The organism is Phenylobacterium sp. (genome assembly GCF_022402485.1).
Classification (GTDB): Bacteria; Pseudomonadota; Alphaproteobacteria; order Caulobacterales; family Caulobacteraceae; genus Phenylobacterium.
This window is the reverse complement of sequence record NZ_JAKRSA010000032.1, coordinates 15,489-37,104: the sequence shown is the minus strand read 5'-3', so window position 1 is coordinate 37,104 and position 21,616 is coordinate 15,489. Positions and strand designations below refer to the sequence as shown.

The 21,616-nt window shown below is 65.1% G+C and carries 17 protein-coding genes; 8 read left to right on the top strand and 9 right to left on the bottom strand.

Annotated features, from left to right (window positions below; all coding sequences use genetic code 11):
• Positions 1–8: 8 nt before the first annotated feature.
• Positions 9–863, bottom strand: coding sequence for a metal-dependent hydrolase (locus MH112_RS14225; protein WP_296568991.1), 855 nt, complete (start codon positions 861–863; stop codon positions 9–11).
• Positions 864–938: 75 nt separating this feature from the next.
• On the opposite strand from MH112_RS14225, the gene MH112_RS14220 reads away from it, so the two are divergent.
• Positions 939–1,535 (top strand): TetR/AcrR family transcriptional regulator, encoded by a 597-nt coding sequence (locus MH112_RS14220; protein ID WP_296568988.1) that lies wholly within the window; start codon positions 939–941, stop codon positions 1,533–1,535.
• Positions 1,536–1,564: 29 nt separating this feature from the next.
• Here MH112_RS14220 and MH112_RS14215 read toward each other — a convergent pair whose 3' ends face one another.
• Positions 1,565–2,338 (bottom strand): PhoH family protein, encoded by a 774-nt coding sequence (locus MH112_RS14215; protein WP_296568987.1) that lies wholly within the window; start codon positions 2,336–2,338, stop codon positions 1,565–1,567.
• Between the two features lie 314 nt (positions 2,339–2,652).
• On the opposite strand from MH112_RS14215, the gene MH112_RS14210 reads away from it, so the two are divergent.
• Positions 2,653–3,183: a gamma carbonic anhydrase family protein gene (locus MH112_RS14210; protein ID WP_296568984.1), complete on the top strand. Its 531-nt coding sequence runs from the start codon at positions 2,653–2,655 to the stop codon at positions 3,181–3,183.
• Between the two features lie 13 nt (positions 3,184–3,196).
• On the opposite strand, the gene MH112_RS14205 is transcribed toward MH112_RS14210, so the two are convergent.
• The 6 genes from MH112_RS14205 to MH112_RS14180 all read right to left on the bottom strand — a co-directional run bounded on the left by MH112_RS14205 (position 3,197) and on the right by MH112_RS14180 (position 9,703).
• Positions 3,197–4,000 carry an acyl-CoA thioesterase domain-containing protein gene (locus tag MH112_RS14205; protein ID WP_296568982.1) on the bottom strand — a complete coding sequence of 268 codons (804 nt, stop codon included), beginning with the start codon at positions 3,998–4,000 and terminating at the stop codon, positions 3,197–3,199.
• Between the two features lie 103 nt (positions 4,001–4,103).
• On the bottom strand, positions 4,104–5,369 hold the full coding sequence (locus MH112_RS14200; RefSeq protein ID WP_296568980.1) for an aminotransferase class V-fold PLP-dependent enzyme: 1,266 nt from the start codon (positions 5,367–5,369) through the stop codon (positions 4,104–4,106).
• 18 nt (positions 5,370–5,387) lie between these two features.
• Positions 5,388–5,870: an Lrp/AsnC family transcriptional regulator gene (locus MH112_RS14195; RefSeq protein ID WP_296568978.1), complete on the bottom strand. Its 483-nt coding sequence runs from the start codon at positions 5,868–5,870 to the stop codon at positions 5,388–5,390.
• A 242-nt stretch (positions 5,871–6,112) separates the two neighbouring features.
• A complete protein-coding gene (locus MH112_RS14190) occupies positions 6,113–7,612 on the bottom strand; it encodes a hypothetical protein (RefSeq protein WP_296568975.1) in 1,500 nt (499 codons plus the stop codon).
• On the bottom strand, positions 7,609–9,108 hold the full coding sequence (locus tag MH112_RS14185) for a hypothetical protein (protein ID WP_296568972.1): 1,500 nt from the start codon (positions 9,106–9,108) through the stop codon (positions 7,609–7,611). The genes MH112_RS14190 and MH112_RS14185 overlap by 4 nt, the downstream gene beginning before the upstream one ends.
• A gap of 112 nt (positions 9,109–9,220) precedes the next feature.
• Positions 9,221–9,703, bottom strand: coding sequence for an Lrp/AsnC family transcriptional regulator (locus MH112_RS14180; protein ID WP_296568969.1), 483 nt, complete (start codon positions 9,701–9,703; stop codon positions 9,221–9,223).
• Positions 9,704–9,864: 161 nt separating this feature from the next.
• Between MH112_RS14180 and MH112_RS14175 the strand changes: the two genes are divergently transcribed.
• From MH112_RS14175 to MH112_RS14150, 6 genes are all read left to right on the top strand, one after another.
• On the top strand, positions 9,865–11,034 hold the full coding sequence (locus tag MH112_RS14175; protein ID WP_296568967.1) for a pyridoxal phosphate-dependent aminotransferase: 1,170 nt from the start codon (positions 9,865–9,867) through the stop codon (positions 11,032–11,034).
• Between the two features lie 286 nt (positions 11,035–11,320).
• Positions 11,321–14,266 carry a TonB-dependent receptor gene (locus MH112_RS14170; protein WP_296568962.1) on the top strand — a complete coding sequence of 982 codons (2,946 nt, stop codon included), beginning with the start codon at positions 11,321–11,323 and terminating at the stop codon, positions 14,264–14,266.
• Between the two features lie 159 nt (positions 14,267–14,425).
• A complete protein-coding gene (locus tag MH112_RS14165) occupies positions 14,426–15,364 on the top strand; it encodes an ornithine cyclodeaminase family protein (protein WP_296568960.1) in 939 nt (312 codons plus the stop codon).
• The gene (locus tag MH112_RS14160) at positions 15,361–16,686 is read left to right on the top strand and encodes an APC family permease (RefSeq protein WP_296568956.1); all 1,326 of its coding nucleotides are present in this window, start codon (positions 15,361–15,363) and stop codon (positions 16,684–16,686) included. Before MH112_RS14165 ends, MH112_RS14160 begins: the two co-directional genes overlap by 4 nt.
• Positions 16,686–17,633: an ornithine cyclodeaminase family protein gene (locus MH112_RS14155; RefSeq protein ID WP_296568953.1), complete on the top strand. Its 948-nt coding sequence runs from the start codon at positions 16,686–16,688 to the stop codon at positions 17,631–17,633. Before MH112_RS14160 ends, MH112_RS14155 begins: the two co-directional genes overlap by 1 nt.
• An 8-nt stretch (positions 17,634–17,641) precedes the next feature.
• On the top strand, positions 17,642–19,342 hold the full coding sequence (locus MH112_RS14150; protein WP_296568951.1) for a hypothetical protein: 1,701 nt from the start codon (positions 17,642–17,644) through the stop codon (positions 19,340–19,342).
• A gap of 73 nt (positions 19,343–19,415) precedes the next feature.
• Here the strand turns inward: MH112_RS14150 and MH112_RS14145 are convergent, their stop codons facing one another.
• The gene (locus MH112_RS14145; protein ID WP_296568949.1) at positions 19,416–21,464 is read right to left on the bottom strand and encodes an amidohydrolase family protein; all 2,049 of its coding nucleotides are present in this window, start codon (positions 21,462–21,464) and stop codon (positions 19,416–19,418) included.
• Positions 21,465–21,616 lie beyond the last annotated feature (152 nt).

Genomic DNA, 21,616 nt, shown 5'->3' with positions numbered 1-21,616 from the left:
TTTGGTGGTTAGGCGGATTTCAGAGCTGCTTGATTGAACTCCGTCCGCCAAGCCTCCAGGGTTGGGCCCGTGGCGGCCTGATCCCACGGATGGAAGCCCGGACGGTACCAGGCAAAGTAGGTCTTCCAGCCCCGCCGGAAGAGCCCAGGCTTGACCCAGACGAACTGTTTGACGGCCTTTAGGGCGGCTTCAGGCGTATAGCCATCGGCCTCCAGCAGGCGGGCAGCGTTGCGGGTGATGTTGCGCGTGAACATGATGGTGATCAGCGCCATGGCGATGCAGCGGCGGCGATAACGCAGGAACGGCGACCAGTCCTTGGTGGCGACCATGAACACGTCATAGGCCACGGCCTTGTGCTCGGTCTCCTCCAGGGCATGCCAGCGCCATAGCTTCTCGATGGCCGGGTCGGTCTTCTGGAACAGCTCCTCGCGATGGCGGATATGCACCTCGGCCATCATGGCGGTGAAATGTTCCAGGGCGATGGTCGAGACCAGCATGGCCATGGGACCACGGCTGCGGCTGAAGGCCACCCGCTCGCGGATTTCGGCCTCGATGGCCGCCACCGGATAGCGATCGCGGTCGATCAGCTGGTTCAGGCTGTGATGCTCCCGGGAATGGATCGCCTCCTGGGCGATGAAGCCACGGACATCTTCAGCCAGCTTGCCCGACACCCGGTCGCGGTAGTGGCGCACGGCGTCCATGAACAGGCGCTCGCCATCGGGAAACGTCAGAGACAGGGCGTTGAACACCGCTGTGGCCACCGGGTCGCCATCGAGCCAGTGGCCTGTACTGGCGGCTGCGGAGTCGAAGTGAATGTCCCGAGGGGTGACGTCGACATCGGTGGGCGTGGTCTTGCGCGTCATGACGTGATCCTGTGGAACCGGGATGGCCAACCCTTATGGCTATCGGTTGAGGCCAAACTAGAGTTACCTACAAAAATGTCAATAGAGCCCGTCCGTCGCCTTCGCCGCTCGCCTGAAGCTGCCCGCCAGAACATTCTCGAGGCCGCCGAGCGGCTGTTGCTGGACCGTGGCCCCCAGGCCTTGAAGCTGGTGGATGTGGCGAAGGGTGCCGGCGTCGCGCACGCCACGGTGCTGCACCACTTCGGGTCCATCGACGGGGTACAGACCGCGCTGATGGAGCAGATGATCCGCCAGCTGGTCGTGCAGATTCTGACGGCCGTCCGGCCGGTCGATCCCGCTGAGCAACTGGAGAGCGTCGGGCAGGTGCTGTTTGACGCGTTCGAATCTGCGGGCGGTGCCCGGCTTGCCGCCTGGCTAGAACTGACCGGCGAAACCCGACGCCTGACCATCGTGCGCGCCGCCGTAGAGGAGGTGATCTCGGGCCCCATGGCCCAGAAGGGCATCGCCCCTGAGACCGCCACAAATCTGATCCTGGTGGCGGTGTCCCTGGCCATGGGCGTTGGCCTGATCGGCCGCTCGCTCGCCGAACTGGTGGGCCGCCCGCCTGAAAGCACCCGACAGGCGGCCCTAGATTTTCTCAACGCTGGCCTGGCCGCGGCCCTGAAGCCCTAGCTGTTGGCGAAAGCCCAATGCCTTACGTCCTAAAGGACGCCGAGCATCTCGGCGACCAGGGGGTGGCGGACGATGTCGCGGTCTTTCAGGCGGACCACGGCGATGTTGGGGACGGTGTCCAGCTTTTCGGCCACGGGACCTAGACCTGAAAGCTCCGGCAAGAGGTCGGACTGGGCCGGGTCGCCGGTGACCACCATGGTGGAGTGCCAGCCCAGCCGGGTGAGCAGCATCTTGAGCTGCACATAGGTGCAGTTCTGGGCCTCATCGATGACCACAAAGGCATTGTTCAGGGTACGGCCGCGCATGAAGCCCACCGGGGCGATCTCGATGGCACCCTCGGCCATCAGGGCTCGGACCCGCTTCATGGACAGCCGGTCGGACAAGGCGTCATAGAGCGGCCGCAGATAGGGGGCGAGCTTGTCCTCCATCTCACCGGGCAGGAAGCCGATTGACTCGCCGGCCTCCACCGCCGGGCGCGACAGGACAATGCGGCCGACCCGACCGGCCTCCAGGGCTTCGACGGCCTTGGCGATGGCCAGATAGGTCTTGCCAGTGCCGGCAGGGCCCAGCGCCAGGACCAGGTTCTTGGCGTCGATGGCGGCGATCATCTCCTCCTGGCCGGGGGACTTGGCCTTGATGGTCTTGAGATACCCCTGATCCCGGCCCTCCTCGGCAGGCCCCAAGGGCGACCACCCCCGTTCGATGGGCAGGCGGCGGATTTTCGAATCGTCAAACTGCTCGGCGTCGAAGGCGCCTTCGCGCAGCTGTCGCTTCAGGGCTCGCTTGGTCATCAAAGCCTCCATGGGGGCATGAAAAAGGGGCGAGTCCTGTGCGGACCGCCCCTGGGGGGAGGACGAACGTGAAGAAGGCGGAGCAGGGCGAGCGCCTTGCGGCGGCCCATCCCCGGCGGTGGCCGGGTCATCGGTGGCAGGGAGACCCCGCCTGGATCGAAAACGCAGCGCCATGCACTCCGTCCCACTCGAACCTTGCAGACCGGAAGCCGGTCCGGCGCGCCTCCGTCGGGGTATGATCCCTTCGAATCGCCACGCAACTATGATGCTAGCGTGGTTAAGCGAGTCTAAAGTGCGACGTTTTCAATAAGATATGGGGTGTGCGGATGGCTGTCTATAACTTGGGCGATGTGGCGCCGGAACTGCCGCCGGAGGGCGAATACTGGATTGCGCCGACGGCCGCCGTCATGGGCAATGTCATCTTGAAGAAAAATGCGTCGGTCTGGTTCAATGCCACCCTGCGCGGCGACAATGATCCGATCATCATTGGCGAGAATTCGAATATCCAGGACGGCTCTGTACTTCATACCGACACAGGTTCGCCCCTGACCATTGGCCGCGACGTGACAGTCGGGCACATGGTGATGCTGCATGGCTGCACCATTGGCGACAACAGCCTGGTGGGGATCGGCTCGATCATCCTGAACGGCGCAAAGATCGGGAAGAACTGCCTGATCGGTGCCAACTGCCTGATCACCGAAGGCAAGGAGATCCCTGACAACAGTCTGGTCATGGGCGCGCCGGGCAAGGTGGTCCGGGAGGTCTCCGAGGGCCAGGCGCGCATCCTCACCGCCTCGGCCCATCACTATGTGGAGAACTGGAAGCGCTATCACAGCGCGCTTCAGCGCACCGCCTGAGGCCAGGGGCGGGCTAAAAGACCCGCAGGATCATCGACTGGCTGGCGGTGGCCATCAGCTCCCCGTCCTGTGCGAACAGGGACATGGCCCCGTGGCCAAAGCCTCCGTGCACCCCTTCGATGCGGATGTCGCACAGCACCCAGTCGGTGGGGACGATCCGGCGGTAGCGGATGGTGTTGTCCAGGCTGTTGCCGCCGGCGTTCAGATGCAGGGCGTTGCCCAGGGAGCCGGGGACAAAGTCCGCCACGATGGCCAGGAAGGTGGAGTCAATCGGCAGCCCCTCCCGGGAGCGGATCCAGAGCAGCAGGCGGCCATCGGTGGCGGGTTCTCCTGCCCTGGCACCCCCATAGAGGCCCTGGGCCACGCGGACCTCGATGCGGCTATGGAGATCATCCCCGCCCCCGCGCCAGTGTCCAGCCTCGATACAGTCTTCAGGGGGCGGTGCGGCGGGTGCCTGGACCCACTGGGCGGAGTGCTCGCTCTCGCGGGCCCCCAGGGCGGCGTTGACCGTGAAGATCTCCTTGTCCCCCACATGGCCGATCACCCGGGCCTGGCTGTTATACTTGCCTGAGGCCGGCACCCAGACGTCCAGGTCGACGATGCTGGGGGGGCGGGCATAGGAGAGATACTGTGCGGTCGCCCAGATGGCCGGCCGTTCGCAGGTCCGCTCCAGGGCGGCGATGGCCGCAGCCATCCCGACGCCGCCGAACATGAACAGGTTATCGGGCACGCCCACACAGACCGAGGGGCTGAGCGGCAGCAGCCAGCGGTGCGGGTTGTGGGTGGATTGCAGGTTGAAGAACAGGTTGGAGTTCATCGGGATCGCTTGCAGCCGCAGGTGGGGGGCGGAACCTGTCCCAGCCCGGCGCCAAGCTCAACCCGAACCTTCGTCGCAGGCGGATTTCTGGGGCTGAAATCCGTCAGACCGGTGGTGTTTTCGGCAGGACGGCCAGCAGCTTGTCCACATCGTTCATGTCGTTGAACACCGCAAGGGACACCCGGAAACGGTTCTGGGACAGGCCCAGACGGATCTGAGCCGCGTTGAGCCTCTCGGTCAGCGTGGCCCGGGCGTCCTTCAGCGCGAAGGCGACCAGGGGGGTGCGGCTGTCTTCAGGGGTGAGGGGCTCATAGCCCCGGTTGCGGAGTTCGGTCTGGATCACATCGGCCATGGGCTGGCGCCAGGTCTGGATGGCCTCGACCCCGACCCTGTTCAGCCAGGCTAAAGACCAGTTCAACTGGATGACCCCGGTCCAGGGGGCCGCGCCCATGGCGAACAAGCCCTCAGCGCCATCAATGGCCTCGTAGTCAGCCACGGTCTCGCCGGGGGTGTCATAGGGATAGACATGGGACTGGAAGCGGGCGAGCTGATGGTAGCCCCACCAGGGGCGGCGCAGCTTCTCCTGCACCTCCCGGCGCACATAGAAGAAGCCCAGGCCAAAGTCCCCCATCAGCCATTTGTAAGAGGCGCTGGAGGCGAAATCGACGCCGGCCGCCCGCAGGTCAATGGGGGTGGTTCCCGCCCCGTGGATTATGTCGGCGAACACATAGGCACCCTTGGCGTGGGCCAGGTCGCAGATCGCCTTCAGGTCATGCTCAAAGCCGTTGACGGTGGAGACGTGGCTGATGGCCACCAGCTTGGTGTTGTGGTCGATGGCGTCCGCCATCTTGCCCATGTCGATACGGCCATCGGCTTCCATGGGCAGGGTCACCACGTCCATGCCCGCCCGGCCCATCTCGCCGTAGGTGTAGAAGGACCCGAAGAAGTGCAGGGCGTCGGTGACGATTCGTCCGCCGGCCTCAGGCAAACCCAGCGCCAGCAGAGCCAGGTTCTCGCCCATGGTCGTGGACTGGATGAGGCTCAGCTCATTGGGCGCAGCGCCCACCAGGGACCCGAAGGCCGTGATCATCTCGCGCTCGAGCGCCCCGACCCGCAAAGGTCGCGCCGAGCCATCCAGGGTCTTTTCCCGGAGGTAGGTTTCCAGGGCGTTTGCGGCGCCTAAGGGCATGGGGTGGGTGGCACCGGCGTCCAGATAGGTCAGCGGCATGTCGGCAAACTCCGACTTGGCCGGCAGCAAGGGGCGCGACGCGCCACGGGCTGTGGTGTCGGCTGTCACGTCTGCGACGGCAGGATTAACGATGCCCGTCCCTGCAGCAGCGGCGGCGATCAGGCTTCGGCGTGTGAGCATTCAGCGATCCTCAAGCGTTCAGCGTACGGCGCGCACCTTCAAGGGCACAGCTGTGGTGCTCTTGGAGTCGGTCAGGGTGACGATGGAGCGCACATCCACGACGCCCGGGAGCTTGAGGATCGTGGAGAAGACGAAGTCTTGGTACCAGTTCACGTCAGGGGCGAGGATCTTGAGCATGGCGTCCATCTCCCCAAACACTGTATAGCACTCCATGATCTCAGGAATGCTCTCGATGGTCCGGTGGAAGCGCGCCCGGTCCTCATCGCTGAGGGTGGTCATCTTCACCTGCGCGAAGATCTGCATGGTGAAGCCAAGCTTGTGACGATCCACCAGGGCGACGGTCGCCTTGATGAATCCTTCTTCCTTCAGCCGTTGGATGCGCCGCCAGCATGGCGACTGGGACAGGCCCACCCGCTCCGCCAGATCAGCCGTCGACAGGGAAGCATCCCGCTGCAGGATCTCAAGGATCCTCAGGTCGATGGCGTCCAGTTGGCCGGGCATAGCTTATGCTCCACATGGCAAGAGTGCGCATAGCAGATGCCGATATGGTCGCTGTCAAGGCAATCTCGCAGTGGCCGCTGCCGATGCATCTGCACCGCCTGAACTTCAGTACAAAGCTGTCGAACTCAGCGCGCAGGTGAACACGAGCACTTCATAGCCGTTCTTAAGCAGCTCGCAGCGGAACACTCCGGCGTCCAGGGCAAACTTCGAACTGCCGAGCGAAGCCTTTATACGGCCGGTGTCTAAGGTGCGCTCTGGGACGCCTGCCTCAGGAAGGCGCGGACGTCTTCGGCCAGGGCCCGGGCGCTCTCTTCCCCCAGATAGGGCATGTGGCCCGACGGATAGGCCTTCAGCACCACGCGCTCGGCCGGCAGGTCCACCTGGTTGAAGCCGTATTCGGCAGCGCCGAGCGTGGTGACCAGGTCATAGTGGCCCGCCGCGATGAACAGCCTGAGGGCGGGGTTGCGCCGCAGGGCGGCGGCAAATTCGACGGCGTTGTTGCGGCCTCTCAGGCCACCAGGGCCGTAGTCCCACTTGGAGTTCACCTCGGTGAAGGCGATGGGGATGTAGGGCGTGGTCATCCGCACCTTCAGCTCATTCGACAGATAGCTGTTCATGGCACCCACAAACGCCGGGGTGTACTGGCCCATGGCCGGATCATCGGCCACCGGATCGTTGCCAGCCGCCTTCAGGGGCAGGACATAGCGGCTGTCATAGGCGCCGACCTGCAGGCCCCTGGCCTTGAGCAGCTCGCGGCCATAGGCACCAAGCCCGATGCGCAAACCATTAGCGACCCAGACGTCTGACGACACGCCCGTCAGGGCCGTCAGCTTGACCAGCAGGTCGTCCCGCTCGGCGGTGGGCAGGGCGGTCCCCATATAGAGGGCCCGCATATAGGGGCCGGCCGCCAGGTCACGGGCGCTTTGGACCACATCCTCCAGGCTCTGCCCGTTGCGGCGCTCTGGCATGTGATACCAGGCCGTCGCGGCCATGGCAGAGAGGTTGGCGCCATAGAGGTGGTCGCCCACGGGGCCGCCCATGGAGGGGCCGACCACCAGGATCCCGTTCAAGGTCACCGCGCCAAGCTCACCAGAGGGCGAGGTAGGGCCACCCATCAAGGTGGTGGCCAAGGCTGCCGCCCGGGTCGCTCCATAGCTCTCCCCCATAATGAACTTGGGGGAATTCCAGCGGTTATTCCGGGTCAGCCACTCGCTGATGAATTGGGCGACGGCCCGGGCATCCTGATTGACGCCGTAATAGTCCTCGGTCCGACCCTCGGGCAGCACCCGGCTATAACCGGTGCCGGGGGGGTCGATGAACACCAGGTCAGCGACATCCAGCAGGGCATTGGGATTGTCACGCAGGGCAAACGGCGGAACGGTCGGGGGATTGACCTCGTCGTCAAAGTCCACCTGCCGGGGACCCGCCATCCCTAGGTGCAGCCATACCGAGGATGAGCCCGGCCCACCATTAAAGATGAAGACCACGGGGCGATTGGCGCGGGCCGAGGTTTCGACATAGCTGAACGCGAACAGACTGGCGGCCGGTACCCCCTTGGTGTCCCGCAGGATCGTCTCGCCAAGGGTGGCCACATAGGAGACTTTGCGGCCGCCGAAGATGCCGGAATGCGACGTGGTGAAGCTCTTGGGTGCCGCCGCCGTTTCAGCCATTGCCGGACCAAAGCCAAAGGATAGAAGGGCCGCAGCCAGGAGCCCGGTGAGGGAACGAAGAGCTCGCCTCATGGAGCCACCGTCACAAGGGCGCGGACATCGACCATCATCTCCGCCAGGCTCGCCTCGATGGAATAGGCCATATGGCCCCCCTGGTAGCTCTTGGCGCTCGCCCGGTCCTTGGGCCAGCCTGAAAGCGCCAGGCCATAGTCCATGGCCCCGGTGGTCGTCTGAGTATCCTGATGCCCATTGGCCATGAGCACCCGGAAGGTCGGGTTCAGGGCAAACACTTCGCTGACGGCGCTCATAAAGGGATAGTCAGAAAAGGGGGAAGCAGGGCCTTCCGCATAACGCCAGCCTCGGGTCACCGGCGAGCGGGTGTTGTAGGTCCCGATCCCGTCGACCTTGAGGGTCTCCCGGGCATAGGTGTCGAAGGCTGCGATGAGCGCCTGGGGGATCACCCGCGACGGGTCGGCGGCCCGCTCGCCTGGCGCTGAGGATGGGCCCACATAGCGGGCATCAGACATGCCGATGGTCAGGCCCTGATCCTTGAACAGCTCAACCCGGTAGCGCTCTTTGGTGATGCGCAGATTGTTGTCCACATAGAAGCTGGCCGGAATGCCGCTATAGGCCTCCAGCCGGGCGGCAACCTTTGCCCTGGTTGCGGCATCGAGATCGTCGCCCTGGGCCAGGGCGGTCAGATAGTCGGTCCGGGCAAACAGCCGCATCTCCGCCATCCAGGTCTCGAAGTCCTGACCGCCCAGGTCGGCCTTGCCATGCCACCAGGCCGTCGCCGCCAGAGTCGGTAGGGAGACCACGTAGCTGATGATGTTCATGGGCCGCTGGACGTATTCGACGATGTTGATCGCCTGGCCCATGAAGACCACGCTTTGCAGGTTCTGGTCCTGCGGCAGTTTCTGGATCTGGTTGGCGGCGACCGCCGCGCGGATCGTGCCATAGCTTTCGCCAAACAGATGCTTGGGGGAGGCTTCGCGGCCATGGGCCTTGGACCAGGCGACCACGAAGTCCGTCAGCTGGCGAGCGTCGGCCTCAACGGAGAAGTAGGTCTCGGGATCAACGCCCTCAGCGAAGCGGCTGAAGCCGGTTCCGGCGGGATCGAAAAACACCAGGTCGGCCACATCAAGCACGGTGTAGGGATTGTCGACGATCTCAAAGGTGGCCGGGTCGGCGCTCAGGTCGTCAGGGACCGCCAGCCGCCGGGGGCCGAAAGCCCCCATGTGCAGATAGGGCGACGGCGAGATGGGGCCGCCGTTGAAGACGAAGATCACCGGGCGCTTGGGGCTGGCCAAGGTGCCGGTGGCCACATAGGCGGTGGTTACCAGCCGAACGCCGGGTCCCCCGTCGGGGCCGGGCAGGTCAAAGGCCTCGACCCGGGCCTGATAAGTGACCCGCTTGCCGTTGAAGACACCCTTGTGGGTGGTGACCACCGGGGTGCTGAGGTTCACAGGCCCCAGTTGCGGCGGCAGCGGCGTCTGGGCCTGAGCCGCACCGACACAGAGGGCAAGGCACGCCCCCACCAGCAGAAGTCGCCGTCCAATGGAGGTCATGGCCCCTGTCCCCTGTGCCCTGTTTTGCGCCGAGTTTAGCGGTGCGAGGCGGAATTATCTTGCCCTTGTCCGCCAAGCCCTGGGGGCCTCTTGGATAGGCTATGCGAGGCGCTCAGCGAAACTGGCGGTGGCGCAGGGGCACAGCAGTGGTCGACTTGGATTCCGACAGGGTGACGATGGACCGGACGTCGACCACACCGGGCAGCTTCAGGATCGTCGAAAAGATGAAGTCCTGGTACCAGTTCACGTCTGGGGCCAGGACCTTCATCATGCAGTCCATCTCTCCGAAGACCGCATAGCACTCCAGGATTTCCGGGATGTCGTGGATGGCCTTGTAGAAGCCTTCGCGCTCCTGGTCGGTGAGGGTTGTCATCTTCACCTGAGCAAAGACCTGCATCTTGAAGCCCAACAATTGGCGATCGAGGATGGCCACGGTCGCCTTGATGTAACCCTCATCCTTCAGGCGCTGGATCCGTCGCCAGCAAGGGGACTGGGACAACCCTACGCGCTCGGCCATTTCCGCTGTGGAGAGCGAGGCGTCCTTTTGCATGAGGTCGAGGATCTTGAGGTCGATCGCATCCAGAGCCGCCGGCATATCTTATGTCTCCGCATCTCTCACTGAGCATAGCGGATGCGGAAATTACCCCTGTCAAGGAACACAAAGGCAAGAAAAACCACGCCCCAAAACTAGGATCGGCTCTTGGGCACCTGCCGCATTCTGGCAGGTCAAGGAGTGCAGGCCATGGGGAAGCGGCCTTGAATTCAGCGATAGCGCGGCTGAGCTCTTCCCCCCAGCACGGGTTCCGCTCGGGGTTGGAGGGCGGCTACACCGCCTGGGTCCGTGAGGTCCTGCGTGCGGTTGCTGCTGAGCCCCGGGCTGCGGTCCTGTTTGACTCCACCATCAAGGAGCCCACCGAGCTGCTGGCGACCGTCGTTCGCCGCGCTTTCGCAGGTGGCGTCACCGATCGATATGAGAGCACCTTTGCCGGCGGGAACCGTTTTGTGGCCGCTGCCGTCGCTGACCGGCACGGGGTTCACCCCGATCAGGTGATCTGCACCACCGGCGCCACCAGCGCCATGGGCATGGCCATGCGCGCCTTCGTCGCGGCGGGCGACCATGTGATCGTGGAGGCACCGGCCTTTGATCTCTTGCCCGCCCTGGCCCAGGACGCCCGGGCCCGGGTTACCCCCCTGCCGCGCCGGGCGCCTGACTTTGCGATTGATCTGGATGAGCTCGCGGCCCTTGTCCGGCCCGATACCCGGCTGATCCTGTTGACCCAGGTGCATAACCCTTCTGGCGCGATCTTGGACGCCCAGACCTTGCAGGGCATCGGGGAGATCGCCGCCAGGGTCGGTGCGAAGGTTCTGATCGATGAGGTTTATGCCGACTTCGCCGATGTGGGCTCGGCGGTCCGCATCTCAGATGTGTTCATCAGCGCCGGCAGTCTGACCAAGGTTCAGGGGCTGTTTGCCTTGAAGTGCGGCTGGGCCGTGGGCTCGCGGGCCAATATCGCGGCGATCCAGGCGGCCAATCCCCAGGGTGATCTCGGGGTCTCCAAGCTGACCCACGCCATCGGCGCCCTTGTGCTTGAGGACATGGCGCCGTTCGAGGCCCACTGGCGCGGGGTGCTGGATGCCGCCCGTCCGGTGCTGGCCGCGCATGCCAGAAGGATGGTGACCGATGGATTGATCCTCGGCGACCTGCCCACCTTTGGCTGCATGTATTTCCCCCGGGTGGTGGGGGTCAGCGACAGCCTGAGCCTGGCCTCCTGGCTCTGGTCCAGCGAACAGATCGTGGTCGCGCCCGGCGAGTTCTTTGGCCAGCCCGGTCACATCCGGATCGGCTTTGGCGGCGACGCTGCGGCCCTCGACGCCGGCCTTACGCGCCTCCACAGTGCCCTTCTGCGCCTGCGGGCCGCCGCATGACAGCCGGGAGCATCCCAGCGATCAGGCCCTTGGATGCGACAGTCGGCCTTGGCCGGACCATCGCATTGGCCATGCGGCGGCTCCGGGCCAACTGCATAAACGATTTGCGACGGGCCAGTGACGCTTGGCCTTTCGAAAAGAAAAACCGCGCCTGTCTGGCTAGGCTGGGCAGGACTGCAGTCACGTGCCTCCGGTTCCGGCGGACGCCCCCAGGACACAGAAGATGGGGCGCCACGGCGGGAGGTTCTTGGGATGTTGGGGGCCGCTTCGGCCACAGGGGGATGCAATGAGCTATCAGTCGATCCGCGGGCGCCTGCTCGCCACCACCATGCTCGGTGCTGCAGCGGCAGCGGCCCTGACGGCCATGCCCGCCTCGGCGCAGACGAGCGCGCAGACGCAGGTCCAGGAAATCGTCGTCACCGGGTCGCGGATCCGCCGTGTCGATACTGAGACCGCCGCGCCGGTCCTCACCGTGGATCAGCAGTCCTTCACCGACCGTGGCGTCGTGCAGGCCGGCGATCTGATGAACCAGATCAGCTCGAACATCCCGAGCTTCCCCATCGCCCCTGGCTCGGGTGCCGCGGCCGGCGCTGGCCAGCAGTTCCCGAACCTGTTTGGCTTGGGTCCCGGACGTACCCTCACCCTGGTGAACGGCCGGCGCTTCGTCGCCTCGTCCAATGGTCTGGCCGGCTCCTCGGTGGACACCAACATGATCCCCCTGGGGCTGCTCGACCGGGTCGAGGTGGTGCAGGGCGGCGGCGCTGCGGTCTATGGCTCTGACGCCATCGCCGGGGTGATCAACTATGTGCTGAAGACCGACTTCGAAGGGGTCGTGCTGGATGCCCAGACCGGCATCTCCTCACGCAACGATTACCCGGTCCACAGCCTGCGCGGCACCTTCGGTAAGAACTTCCTGGATGATCGCGCCAATCTGGCGGTGAATCTGGAGTGGTCCAAGAGCGACTCTCTGCTCGACTATGACCGGCCCCGCAGCAACCTCGCCCGCATCACCGTGCCAAACCCGGCCAACACCTCAGGCACGGACGGCATCCCCTCCATTAGGGAAATCGTCGACGCACGCTTCTGGGAGTTCAATCCCAACGGGGTGATTTTCACCACCCCGGCGCCGGTGCCAGCCTTCCTGCTTGGCCAGCAGTTCACCTCTGCAGTAGCGCTCGCGGCCTTCAATCCCGGCTCCATCCAGGGGGTGCCCTTCGCCAGCGGCGGCGACGGCCTGACCTACCGTGAGCTCGCCGCCCTGCGCACCGGGATCGAGCGGTTCAGCGTCAATGCCATCGGGCACTATGACCTGACCGATCGCGTCCGGCTGACGGGCGAGATGCTCTATGGCCGTACTGAGGGCACCGACCCCTACGCCGTGCAGTCCAGCAATACCGTGTTGAACAATGCGGCGTCAGGCTCTGGCGTCATCGCGTTCACGCGCACGAACGCCTTCCTGTCGCCGGCAACTCTGGCTCAGCTCACCGCCCTGCGTCCGGCCTTCGGCGCTGGCGCGCCGCTGTTCCTGTCCAAGTGGTTTGATGATCTGCTGCCGACCCGCGAAGGGACCCAGGTCACCGAGAGCTACCGCGTCCTGGCCGGCCTCGAAGGGGACTTCGATCTCGCCGAGCGCAACTTCTACTGGAGCGCCACCGTCAGCCGCGGCGTCACCGAGGGCCGTCAGGAGGCCTTTGGCGTCAACACGGCCCGGTTCAACAACGCCATCAATGCGGTGCGCAACACCGCTGGAACGATCGTCTGCGCCATCAACGCAGACGCGACCACCGCCAATGACGATGCGGCTTGCGTGCCGATTAACCCGTTTGGCGCTGGCAATGTCTCCGCTGAGGCCCGCGCCTACGCCACCACCTTGACCGGGCAGGAATTCTACAACGTCCAGGACAACTTCCTGGCCACCCTGGGCGGGGACCTGTTCACCCTTCCGGCCGGCCCGGTTCAGTTCGTGCTGGCCTATGAGCATCGCGCCGAGGACGCCAAGTTCGTGCCGCTGCCGGCGTCGCAGCAGGGCCTGACGGGCTCTCGGGTGCCGACTGTCGCCACGCGGGGCGAATACAATACCAACGAGTACTCCGCCGAGCTGTTGGTCCCGATCCTGGGCGGTGACTTGACCTTGCCCTTTGCCCAGTCTCTGGAGTTTGAAGGTGCCCTGCGCCGGGTGCAGAACTCCCTGGCCGGTGATGAGGACGTCTGGGGCGCGGGCTTGCGCTGGGGGGTCTTCGAAGGCTTGACCCTGCGCGGCTCGCTCAGCCGGAACTTCCGCGCGCCCACCCTCGAGCAGCTGCTGGCCCCGTCCCGCACCGCACTGGGCAGCATCGGCCAGGACCCCTGCGATGCGGACCGGATCAGCGGCGGCCCGGCCCCGGCCACCCGCCTTGCCAACTGCCAGGCCCTGTTTGCCGCCAATCCTGGCTTTGGCCCCTTGGCGACCTTCCAGAACCCGGCGGAGAACTTCGCTGCGGCGCTGATCACCACGGGGGGTAACCCCGATCTGCGTAACGAGATCTCCGACACCACGACCTATGGCTTCATCTTCCAGCCGACCTTTGTGCCAGGTCTGACGGTGGCCATTGACCGGGTGGAGGTTGATCTGACCGATGGTCTGTCGGCGTTCACCCCGCTGAACTTCATGGCGACCTGCTTCGACACCAGCCCGCAGCCGACCGATATCTGCAGCCGCTTCACCCGCACCCCCACCGGGGCGACGGCGACTGCCCAGACCACCACCTTCAACGCCGGCCTCGTCACCTATCGCGGCGAGACCTATTTCGCCGGCTACACCTTCGCGCCGGGCCGTTTCTTCGGCGACGCCGACTGGGGCGATCTCGACCTTTCGGTGGAGGCAACCCATACCGCCAAGCTGGAAACCTCGGTGACCGGCTTTGACCAGGCTCGGCTGGAGGGCTCAGTGGCCAATCCTGACTGGACCACCCGGTTTGACGCCCGCCATGTTCGCGGTCCGATGCGTCTGACCTATTCGATGATCTACCTGCCCGAGGTGAAGGCTGCGCCGACGGCGACCATCGAGAACAATCCCAACCCGATCATTCCGCGCAATATCCGTCACAGCGTCTCGGGCCAGTACAATTTCGGCAAGTACACGGTGCGGGCCGGGGTCATCAATCTGACGGACGAAGAGCCGTCCTACCCCACCCGCAACCATGGCGACATCCTGGGTCGCCAGTACTATGTCGGTCTCAACGCGCGCTTCTAGGGCCGGTTCGTTTGGCGCCCGTGAGGCTGCGTCTGATCTGACTATGCCCTGGAGACGACCCCAAAAGGCGGCGGGCATCTAAACCCCGACGTCCCTGCGGGGGCGGTGCGATGGCCCCACCATCGTCCGCCCCCGTCTTTGCAAGTGGAGGCTCGCCGCATGGCCGTGCAGGCCACCCATCCCATCGTGATCGACGCTGAGGGGGTCCGGAATCGCCTGTCCTTTGCCGAGGCGATTCCCGTGATCGCCGAGGCCATGATCGCCCTTTCAACGGGACGGGTCCGTCAGCACCTGCGCAGCTTTATCGGCCTGGGGGAGGGGCGCACCTTCGCCATCATGCCCGCAGCCCTGTCGGAGGAAGGCGTCTTTGGGGCCAAGCTGGTCAGCGTCTTTCATGACGGTGCCGGGCGAAAAGCCCATGAAGGGCTGGTGGTGCTGTTTGACGGTGCCAGCGGGGCACCGATCTGTCTGGCTGACGCCGCCGAGATCACCGCCATTCGCACTGCGGCCGCCAGCGCTGTGGCCACCGACGCTCTGGCCCCGAATGAGGCCTCAAGCCTGGCCATTCTTGGCCTTGGTCGACAGGCCGAAGCTCATCTGCAGGCCCTGCGTCTGGTGCGTTCCCTGGCTGATATCCGCGTTTGGGGCCGAGACCCTCAGCGCGCGAAAGCCTTCGCCGACTGGCATGGTCTGACGGCCTTCGACACGGTCGAGGCGGCGGTGGATGGGGCTCAGATCATCTGCACCGTCACGGCCGCCACGGACCCGATCCTGCAGGGCCGCTGGGTCGCGGCGGGCACCCACGTCAATGTGGTGGGCTCGAGCGGACCGGGTCAGGCTGAGATCGACAGCGATCTGGTGGCCCGGGCCCGGTTCATTGTCGATCACCGGGAGCATGTGCTCGCCCACGGTGGAGAGTTCCTGCGCTCTGGCCTGCCGGCCGAGCACATCGTCGCTGAGATCGGCGAGGTTCTATCCGGGCAAACGTCTGGCCGCACGGCCCGCGATGACATCACCGTCTACAAGTCCCTGGGCCATGCCGCCCAGGATCTGGCCGTCACAGCCTGGCTTTCTGGCCAAAAGGATCAAAGACCATGAGCGATCCCACCTCGCCTGAGGCTGAAAATACCGGCCTGTTGCATCGAGGCGTCGACCTCTGGGCTGTGATCTCCCTGGGGCTGGGGACGGCCGTCGGGGTGGCGATCTTCTCCGTGATCGCCCCGGCCACCGCCCTGGCCGGACCCGGCATGTTGCTTGCCGTCCTGATCGCGGCGGTGCCGATGTTCATCATCGCCCTCACCTACGCCTTCATGGGATCAGCCCTACCCACCTCGGGGGCGTCATTCGAGTGGTCGCGGCGGTTTGTCAGCCCGTTTCTGGGGTTCATGATCGCCTGGCTTCGGATCGTCTCGAACCTGGGGGCCATCTTGATTCTGGCCCTGGTGCTGATCCGCTATCTCAACATGGTGGTTCCGCTACCAACCAAGCCGGCCATGTTCGTTGTGTTTCTGATCTTCTGGGCGGTGAACATTATCGGGGTGGGTCTGGCTGGCCGGCTTCAGGTGCTGATGATCGGGGCGATGATCGCGTTGTTCGCTGTCTTCGCCGCCTGGGGTGCCCCATCCATCACGCCACAGGCCTACGAGCCCCTGCTGCCCCAGGGCTGGGTTGGGGTGTTCGCCGCCATACCCCTGCTGATCGGCCTGTTCTTTGGCCTGGAGTCCTCTACCGAGATCGGCGACGAGGTGAAGGACGCACGCCGGACCATTCCGCTGGGGCTTGCCCTGTCTATCCTGGCGGCGGTGGTGCTCTATCTGCTTGTGGCCGGGGTAACGCTGGGGGTGCTGGGTGCCAGCGCCCTAGGCACCAGCGACACACCCCTGCTGGACGCCGCCGAGGTGTTCATGGGACCCTGGGCCAAGCCCCTGATCGTCACCGCCGCCGTGGTCGCCATCGGCACCTCGATCAACTCCCTCTTTCTGGGCTTCTCGCGGAACCTCTACGCCATGGCGCGGGCCGGCATGCTGCCCAAGGCGCTGCTCAAGGTGCACCCGCGCACCGGCGTTCCCCACGTGGCCCTGACGGTCATCCTGGTGGGTGCCACCCTAGGTCTGGCGGCACCGATGAACCTGACGGCCCTGTTCCTGGCGGTGAACATTCCAACCTTGCTCAAATATGTGGGGGTCAGCCTGTCAGCCGCCGTGGTCGCCCGGCGCCATCCTGAGATCTACGAAGCCGCGCGGTTCAAGCTGTCCAAGGGCGCAACCGTATTCTGGGCCTATGCCGGGACCATCATGGCCCTGGTCGTCGCCCTGCTGGGTCTCGGCGCCGACTGGACTCCCTATGCGGCCCTCGGGGTCTGGGCGATCCTTGGCGTGGGCTACTATCTGGCCTTCATCCGTGCGCGGGGCGGGGCCTGATGCGGGTCATCGGCCAGGACGAGGTCCGCGCCCGTCTGACCTATGAGGTCTGCATCCCGATTGTGCGCCAGGCGATGATCGCCCTCTCTCGGGGCGAGACCCGGCAGCTCCTGCGGACCATCATTCCCCTGGCCCAGGGGCGTATGTTTGGCGTCATGCCTGGGGCTCTGGGGGAGCGCGCCGCCTTCGGGGCCAAACTGGTCAGCGTCTTTCCTGAGAACTTCGCCCAGGGGCGGCAGTCACATCAGGGGGTGGTGGTCTTGTTCGATGGGGCGAGCGGGGCGCCGATCTGCGTGGCCCATGCCGGCGAAATCACGGCCATTCGGACGGCGGCGGCCAGCGCAGTCGCCACCGATGCCCTGGCCAGGCCCGAGGCGCACCGGCTGGCGATCCTCGGCTATGGCGAACAGGCGCATACCCACATTCGGGCCATCGCCCAGGTCCGCAAGCTGACCGAGGTGCGGGTCTGGGGGCGCGATCTGGCCCGGGCCCATGCCTTTTCCACTGCGATGACGATCGAAACCGGTCTGGAGGTGACAGCCTTCGCCGAGGCGCGCACCGCAGTCGAAGACGCCGACATCATCTGCACGCTCACCAGCGCCAAGACCCCGATCCTGCAGGGGGCCTGGGTCGCCCCTGGAACCCATCTGAACCTGGTGGGCTCCAGCTATGCTGGCCCCGTCGAGGTGGACCACGATCTGGTGGTCGGTGCGCGGCTCATTGCCGACAGCCGCGAAGGCGTCCTGGCCCAAGGGGCGGAGGTCCTCGCCGCCAAGGCGGCCGGTCTGATCGACGACAGTCATGTGGTCGGTGAGATCGGCGAGGTGCTGGATGGCCGTCTGGAGGGTCGTCAATCGACCGCTCAGATCACGGTCTACAAGTCCCTGGGACACGTGGTTCAAGATCTGGCCAGCGCCCAGGCGCTGATGGAGTCATCTCCCTCATGACCTTCAGGTTGGCCTTAAAAGCACTCGTCCTTGTGGCTGCAGGTATCGGTCTTGGCCTGCAGCCGGCGTCAGCCGCTGTGCCACGTCAGCTGACGGTCCTGATCGCCCCTGGGGAGATGGATGAGGAGAAGGGCCTTGGCCATGTGGATATCACCCTGACCCTGTCGCAGGCCGAGGCGGAGGCCGGCGATGTGCTGTTTAGCCTGCCCATTGTCATTGCCAACACTGTGACCGTCGCCGATCACCTGATGGGGCTAATGGCGCGGGACGCCTTGGGGGAAGTACCCCTGGTGGTGCGCGACGATCCCGTAGCGCTGGCCTATAGCCGCCATTGGCTGGCTGGGCGGGCGGTGGCTGGTCCCCTCGTGGTGACCTACCGGGCGCCAATCGACAATACGCCCCCCCGCCGGGGTTCAGGCCCGCCCTACCAGCTGCGGACCGAAGGCGGCGGCTTCTCGGCGGTGGGCAACACCTTCATTCTGCTTCCGCCGGCGGGTCTGGATTACCAGATCGCTCTGGACTGGGATCTCAGCGCCATGGTGCCTGGCGCAACCGCCACGTCCAGCTGGGGGGAGGGCGATGTGGCGCTGCCGGGGACGGGGCCGGCACCTCAGCTCTGGTCAGGGGTGTTCATGGCTGGCCCCATGAAGCGTTATCCTGAGACGCCACAGAACGCGGGCTTTTCCGCCGCCTGGATGGGCAAGCCCCCCTTTGACCCAGCGCCACTGATGGCCTGGACAAAAACCCTGCACGACTGGATGGGCGACTTCTTTCAGGAAACCGGAGACCCGCCCTACCGGGTGTTTCTGCGGTTCAATCCGATCAATGCCGGCGGCGGCGCGGCCCTGACCAATTCGTTCCTCACGACCTACGGCCTGGCCACCGAGGCGGAGAGCATCAAGGGCACCCTGGCCCACGAAATGATCCATACCTGGACCTCCCTGGGACCTGGGCAATGGTATTCCGAAGGCAATGCGGTCTTCTACCAGGCGCGCCTGCCCTGGCGGGGGGGCTTGTTGTCTACCGAGGACTATCTGGTCGATATCAACGACACGGCCCGGCGCTATTACACCAACGCCCTCAATGACACCCCCAACGACCAGATCGCGCCCCGCTTCTGGGAAGACACCCGGGTGCGGACTCTCCCCTATGATCGGGGCGGGCTCTATTTCGCGGTTCTCGATGATCAGATCCGCAAGGGATCGGCCGGCGCGCGGTCCGTCGACGATCTGATCTTCGCCATGATCGCCCGGCGCCGGGCGGGCCTGCCGGTCACCGAGGCCGACTGGCAGGACCTGGTCGCCCGGGAGTTGGGGGATGTTGGCCGCCAGCTGACCGCCGACATGCTCGCAGGCAAGCTCATGCTGCCGGCCTCGGACGCCTATGGCCCCTGTTTCGCGCGCACCACAAAGCCGTTCCGGCGCTTTGAACTTGGATTTGAGCCCCGGTCCCTGGTGGGAGACGTCAAGACCATTAGCGGTCTTGATCCTGGCTCCGAAGCGGCCAAGGCGGGGCTGCGCAATGGGGACGTGGTCACCGTTGCGGTGGCCATGGACTCCGTCCAGGGCGACCCGGAGCGAACCTTGACCTTGCAGGTGACGCGAGAGGGGGAAACCTTCCCCATCACCTATCTGCCGCGCGGGGAATGGGTGGAAGCCTACCAGTGGGAACGGCGACCAGAGGTTCCAGAGGCCGCCTGCCGCTCCTGACCTTTGCGGCGCCAGTCCTGCTTTGGCCTCGGTTCGGCCTGCGTTCAGGCTTGGCGCAGGCGGACGTGTGGCGTCATCTGGCCGGCGTCACCGGCGGCGGGGCCGCAAACGGGCGCACATTGAGGTGCTCGTAGATCTCGGCGGGGAAATAGGCCACGCCGCCGACCATGGTCATCCGGACCTTGCGGATGTCGCTGATATTGGTGGTCGGGTCGCCCTCCACCAGGATCAGGTCCGCCAGCTTGCCCCGGGCGATAGAGCCAAGCTCGTGGTCACGGCCGAAGTAGCGCTCCGCGTCCAGGGTCGCCAGTCGCAGGGTCTTGCCCGGCGAAATCCCGGCCATGACATAAACTTCCAGCTCCCGATGCACGGAAAATCCGGTCCCGTCATCGGTGCCGGGCAGGAGCTGGACGTTGTTGTCATCCAGCAGTTTGAGCACTTCCAGGACCTTGCCGAAGGCGGCCTGATAGGCGGCGTCGGTCTGGCCGGGATCGGCGTCCAGAGTCACGAAGGTGCGCTTGCGAAACCGCTGATAGGCCACCGGCACATGATCGTAATAGGGGGCGTCGGCCGGATGTACCTGTCCAGACCGGCTCAACATCAGCCGCTCAAGGATCATGGCCGTGGTGTCCAGGGCCTTGCCGTTCTCGCTCATATAGCGAACCGTTGAGCGCACCTGTTCGGTGGTCAGATCCAGGTTGGCGGCCCGTGCCATGCCGGTGAGGCGCAGGGGCGTGCGGGTGTCTTCCCCGGGGCTCAGGATCCAGCCCAGCATCAGCTGGTTGATGTGGGCGATGTCGTCATAGCCGTCGAACAGCACCCGGTCTGGATTGGAAAAGGCCGGAACATGACCTGTGACACCCATGCCCAGCCTGCGGGCCTCGGCCGCCAGGGGGCCAACCCAGTCGGGGTTCATGGAGTTATAGATCTTGATCTGCCAGTAGCCTCGCTCGGCATACCAGCGGATGTGCTCCATGCCCTCTTCCAGGGTTTCGGCGATGAAACCATTGCGCGCCGAATAGCTGCTGCGCCCCTCCAGGAAGCCATTGCGGACGATGCGTGGCCCGGCCAGTTCGCCCTTTTCGAGGCCCTCTGAAATCTGCAGCAGGCGGGCATTGTCGTTGCCCTGGTCCCGTGTCGCGGTGACGCCGGCCGCCAGATAGAACAGGTTGGAGTCCAGGGAGGTGTGGGAATGCATGTCATGCAGACCCGCCATCAGGGTTCCCCCCTGGCCGTCGATGACCACTTGGCCCTCTGGCGCCGGGGCTGCGGGATCCTGGGCCTCAGGCTGTACGCTGGTGATCCGATCACCGAACACCACCACGGTGGAAAGCTCGCCCAGGGACTGGGTCAGCGGGTCAAACACCCGCACATTTCGGATGCGCACCGGGGTGTTGAACCGGTGGGCGAGCTTAGTCTGGGCGGCCTTGGCCTGGGCCAGGTCGATTTCGCGAGCCAGGGCGTTGAGGGTGTCCAGATGGCCTTCATAACCCTCGCGGATCAGGCCACCGCCGAGAATTCCGAACAGGTCCCCGCGCTGATCAACCAACACATAGCTGGGGGTCAGATCGACGCCAGCCAACTCATAGACGGTCAGGTAAATGGCCCTAGGGCCGTCTCCGAGGGTGAACTTGCGCACCTCCTTCAGGCGCATGGTCCCCGATGGCAGGGCCGGCAGGCTCCAGCCGGGTGCCTTCAGCAGGGCCTTGACGTATTGGCCCAGAATCCAGGGGCTGCCGTCATTGGGCACATAGAGCGGTGTCCCGGTGACATCGGTCTCTCCCTTGTCGGCCTGGCTGACCCACTGGGCGCGGTTGCCCGTTCGGCTGAAGCGCTCCTGTACCGGACTGCCGAACAGGGATGAGCCTTCGATGTCCACTTGAATGGGGACCCCGGCGCGGTCGACGATGATGGTTTCTCGGGCCTTGGGCCCCCGGCCATTATTGTCGATGGCGAAATCGACCCTGGTGGTTGCGCCGTCGACCTCAGCCAAAAGGTGTCCCACCTTTTCGCCACCGGCCATGGCGACAAAACGATGGGTCGCAGCCTGTACGGCGCTGGCACCGGCCAGGATCACGGTCACAAGGCCGACAAGGAACAAGGGTCGCGCAAAGGTCATCATGGGGTCCAGTCTTCCTGACGGCGGAGCCTAGCGCCAAGCTGCCGCATAGTGCTTGCGTTCTCATCGGGCCCAAGCTGGCCAGCGCATAGTTCATGCGGCCCGGACGTCTCGCGCGGGGCGTTGACCACAGTCTTCCCCGGGGCAGGGTGGAT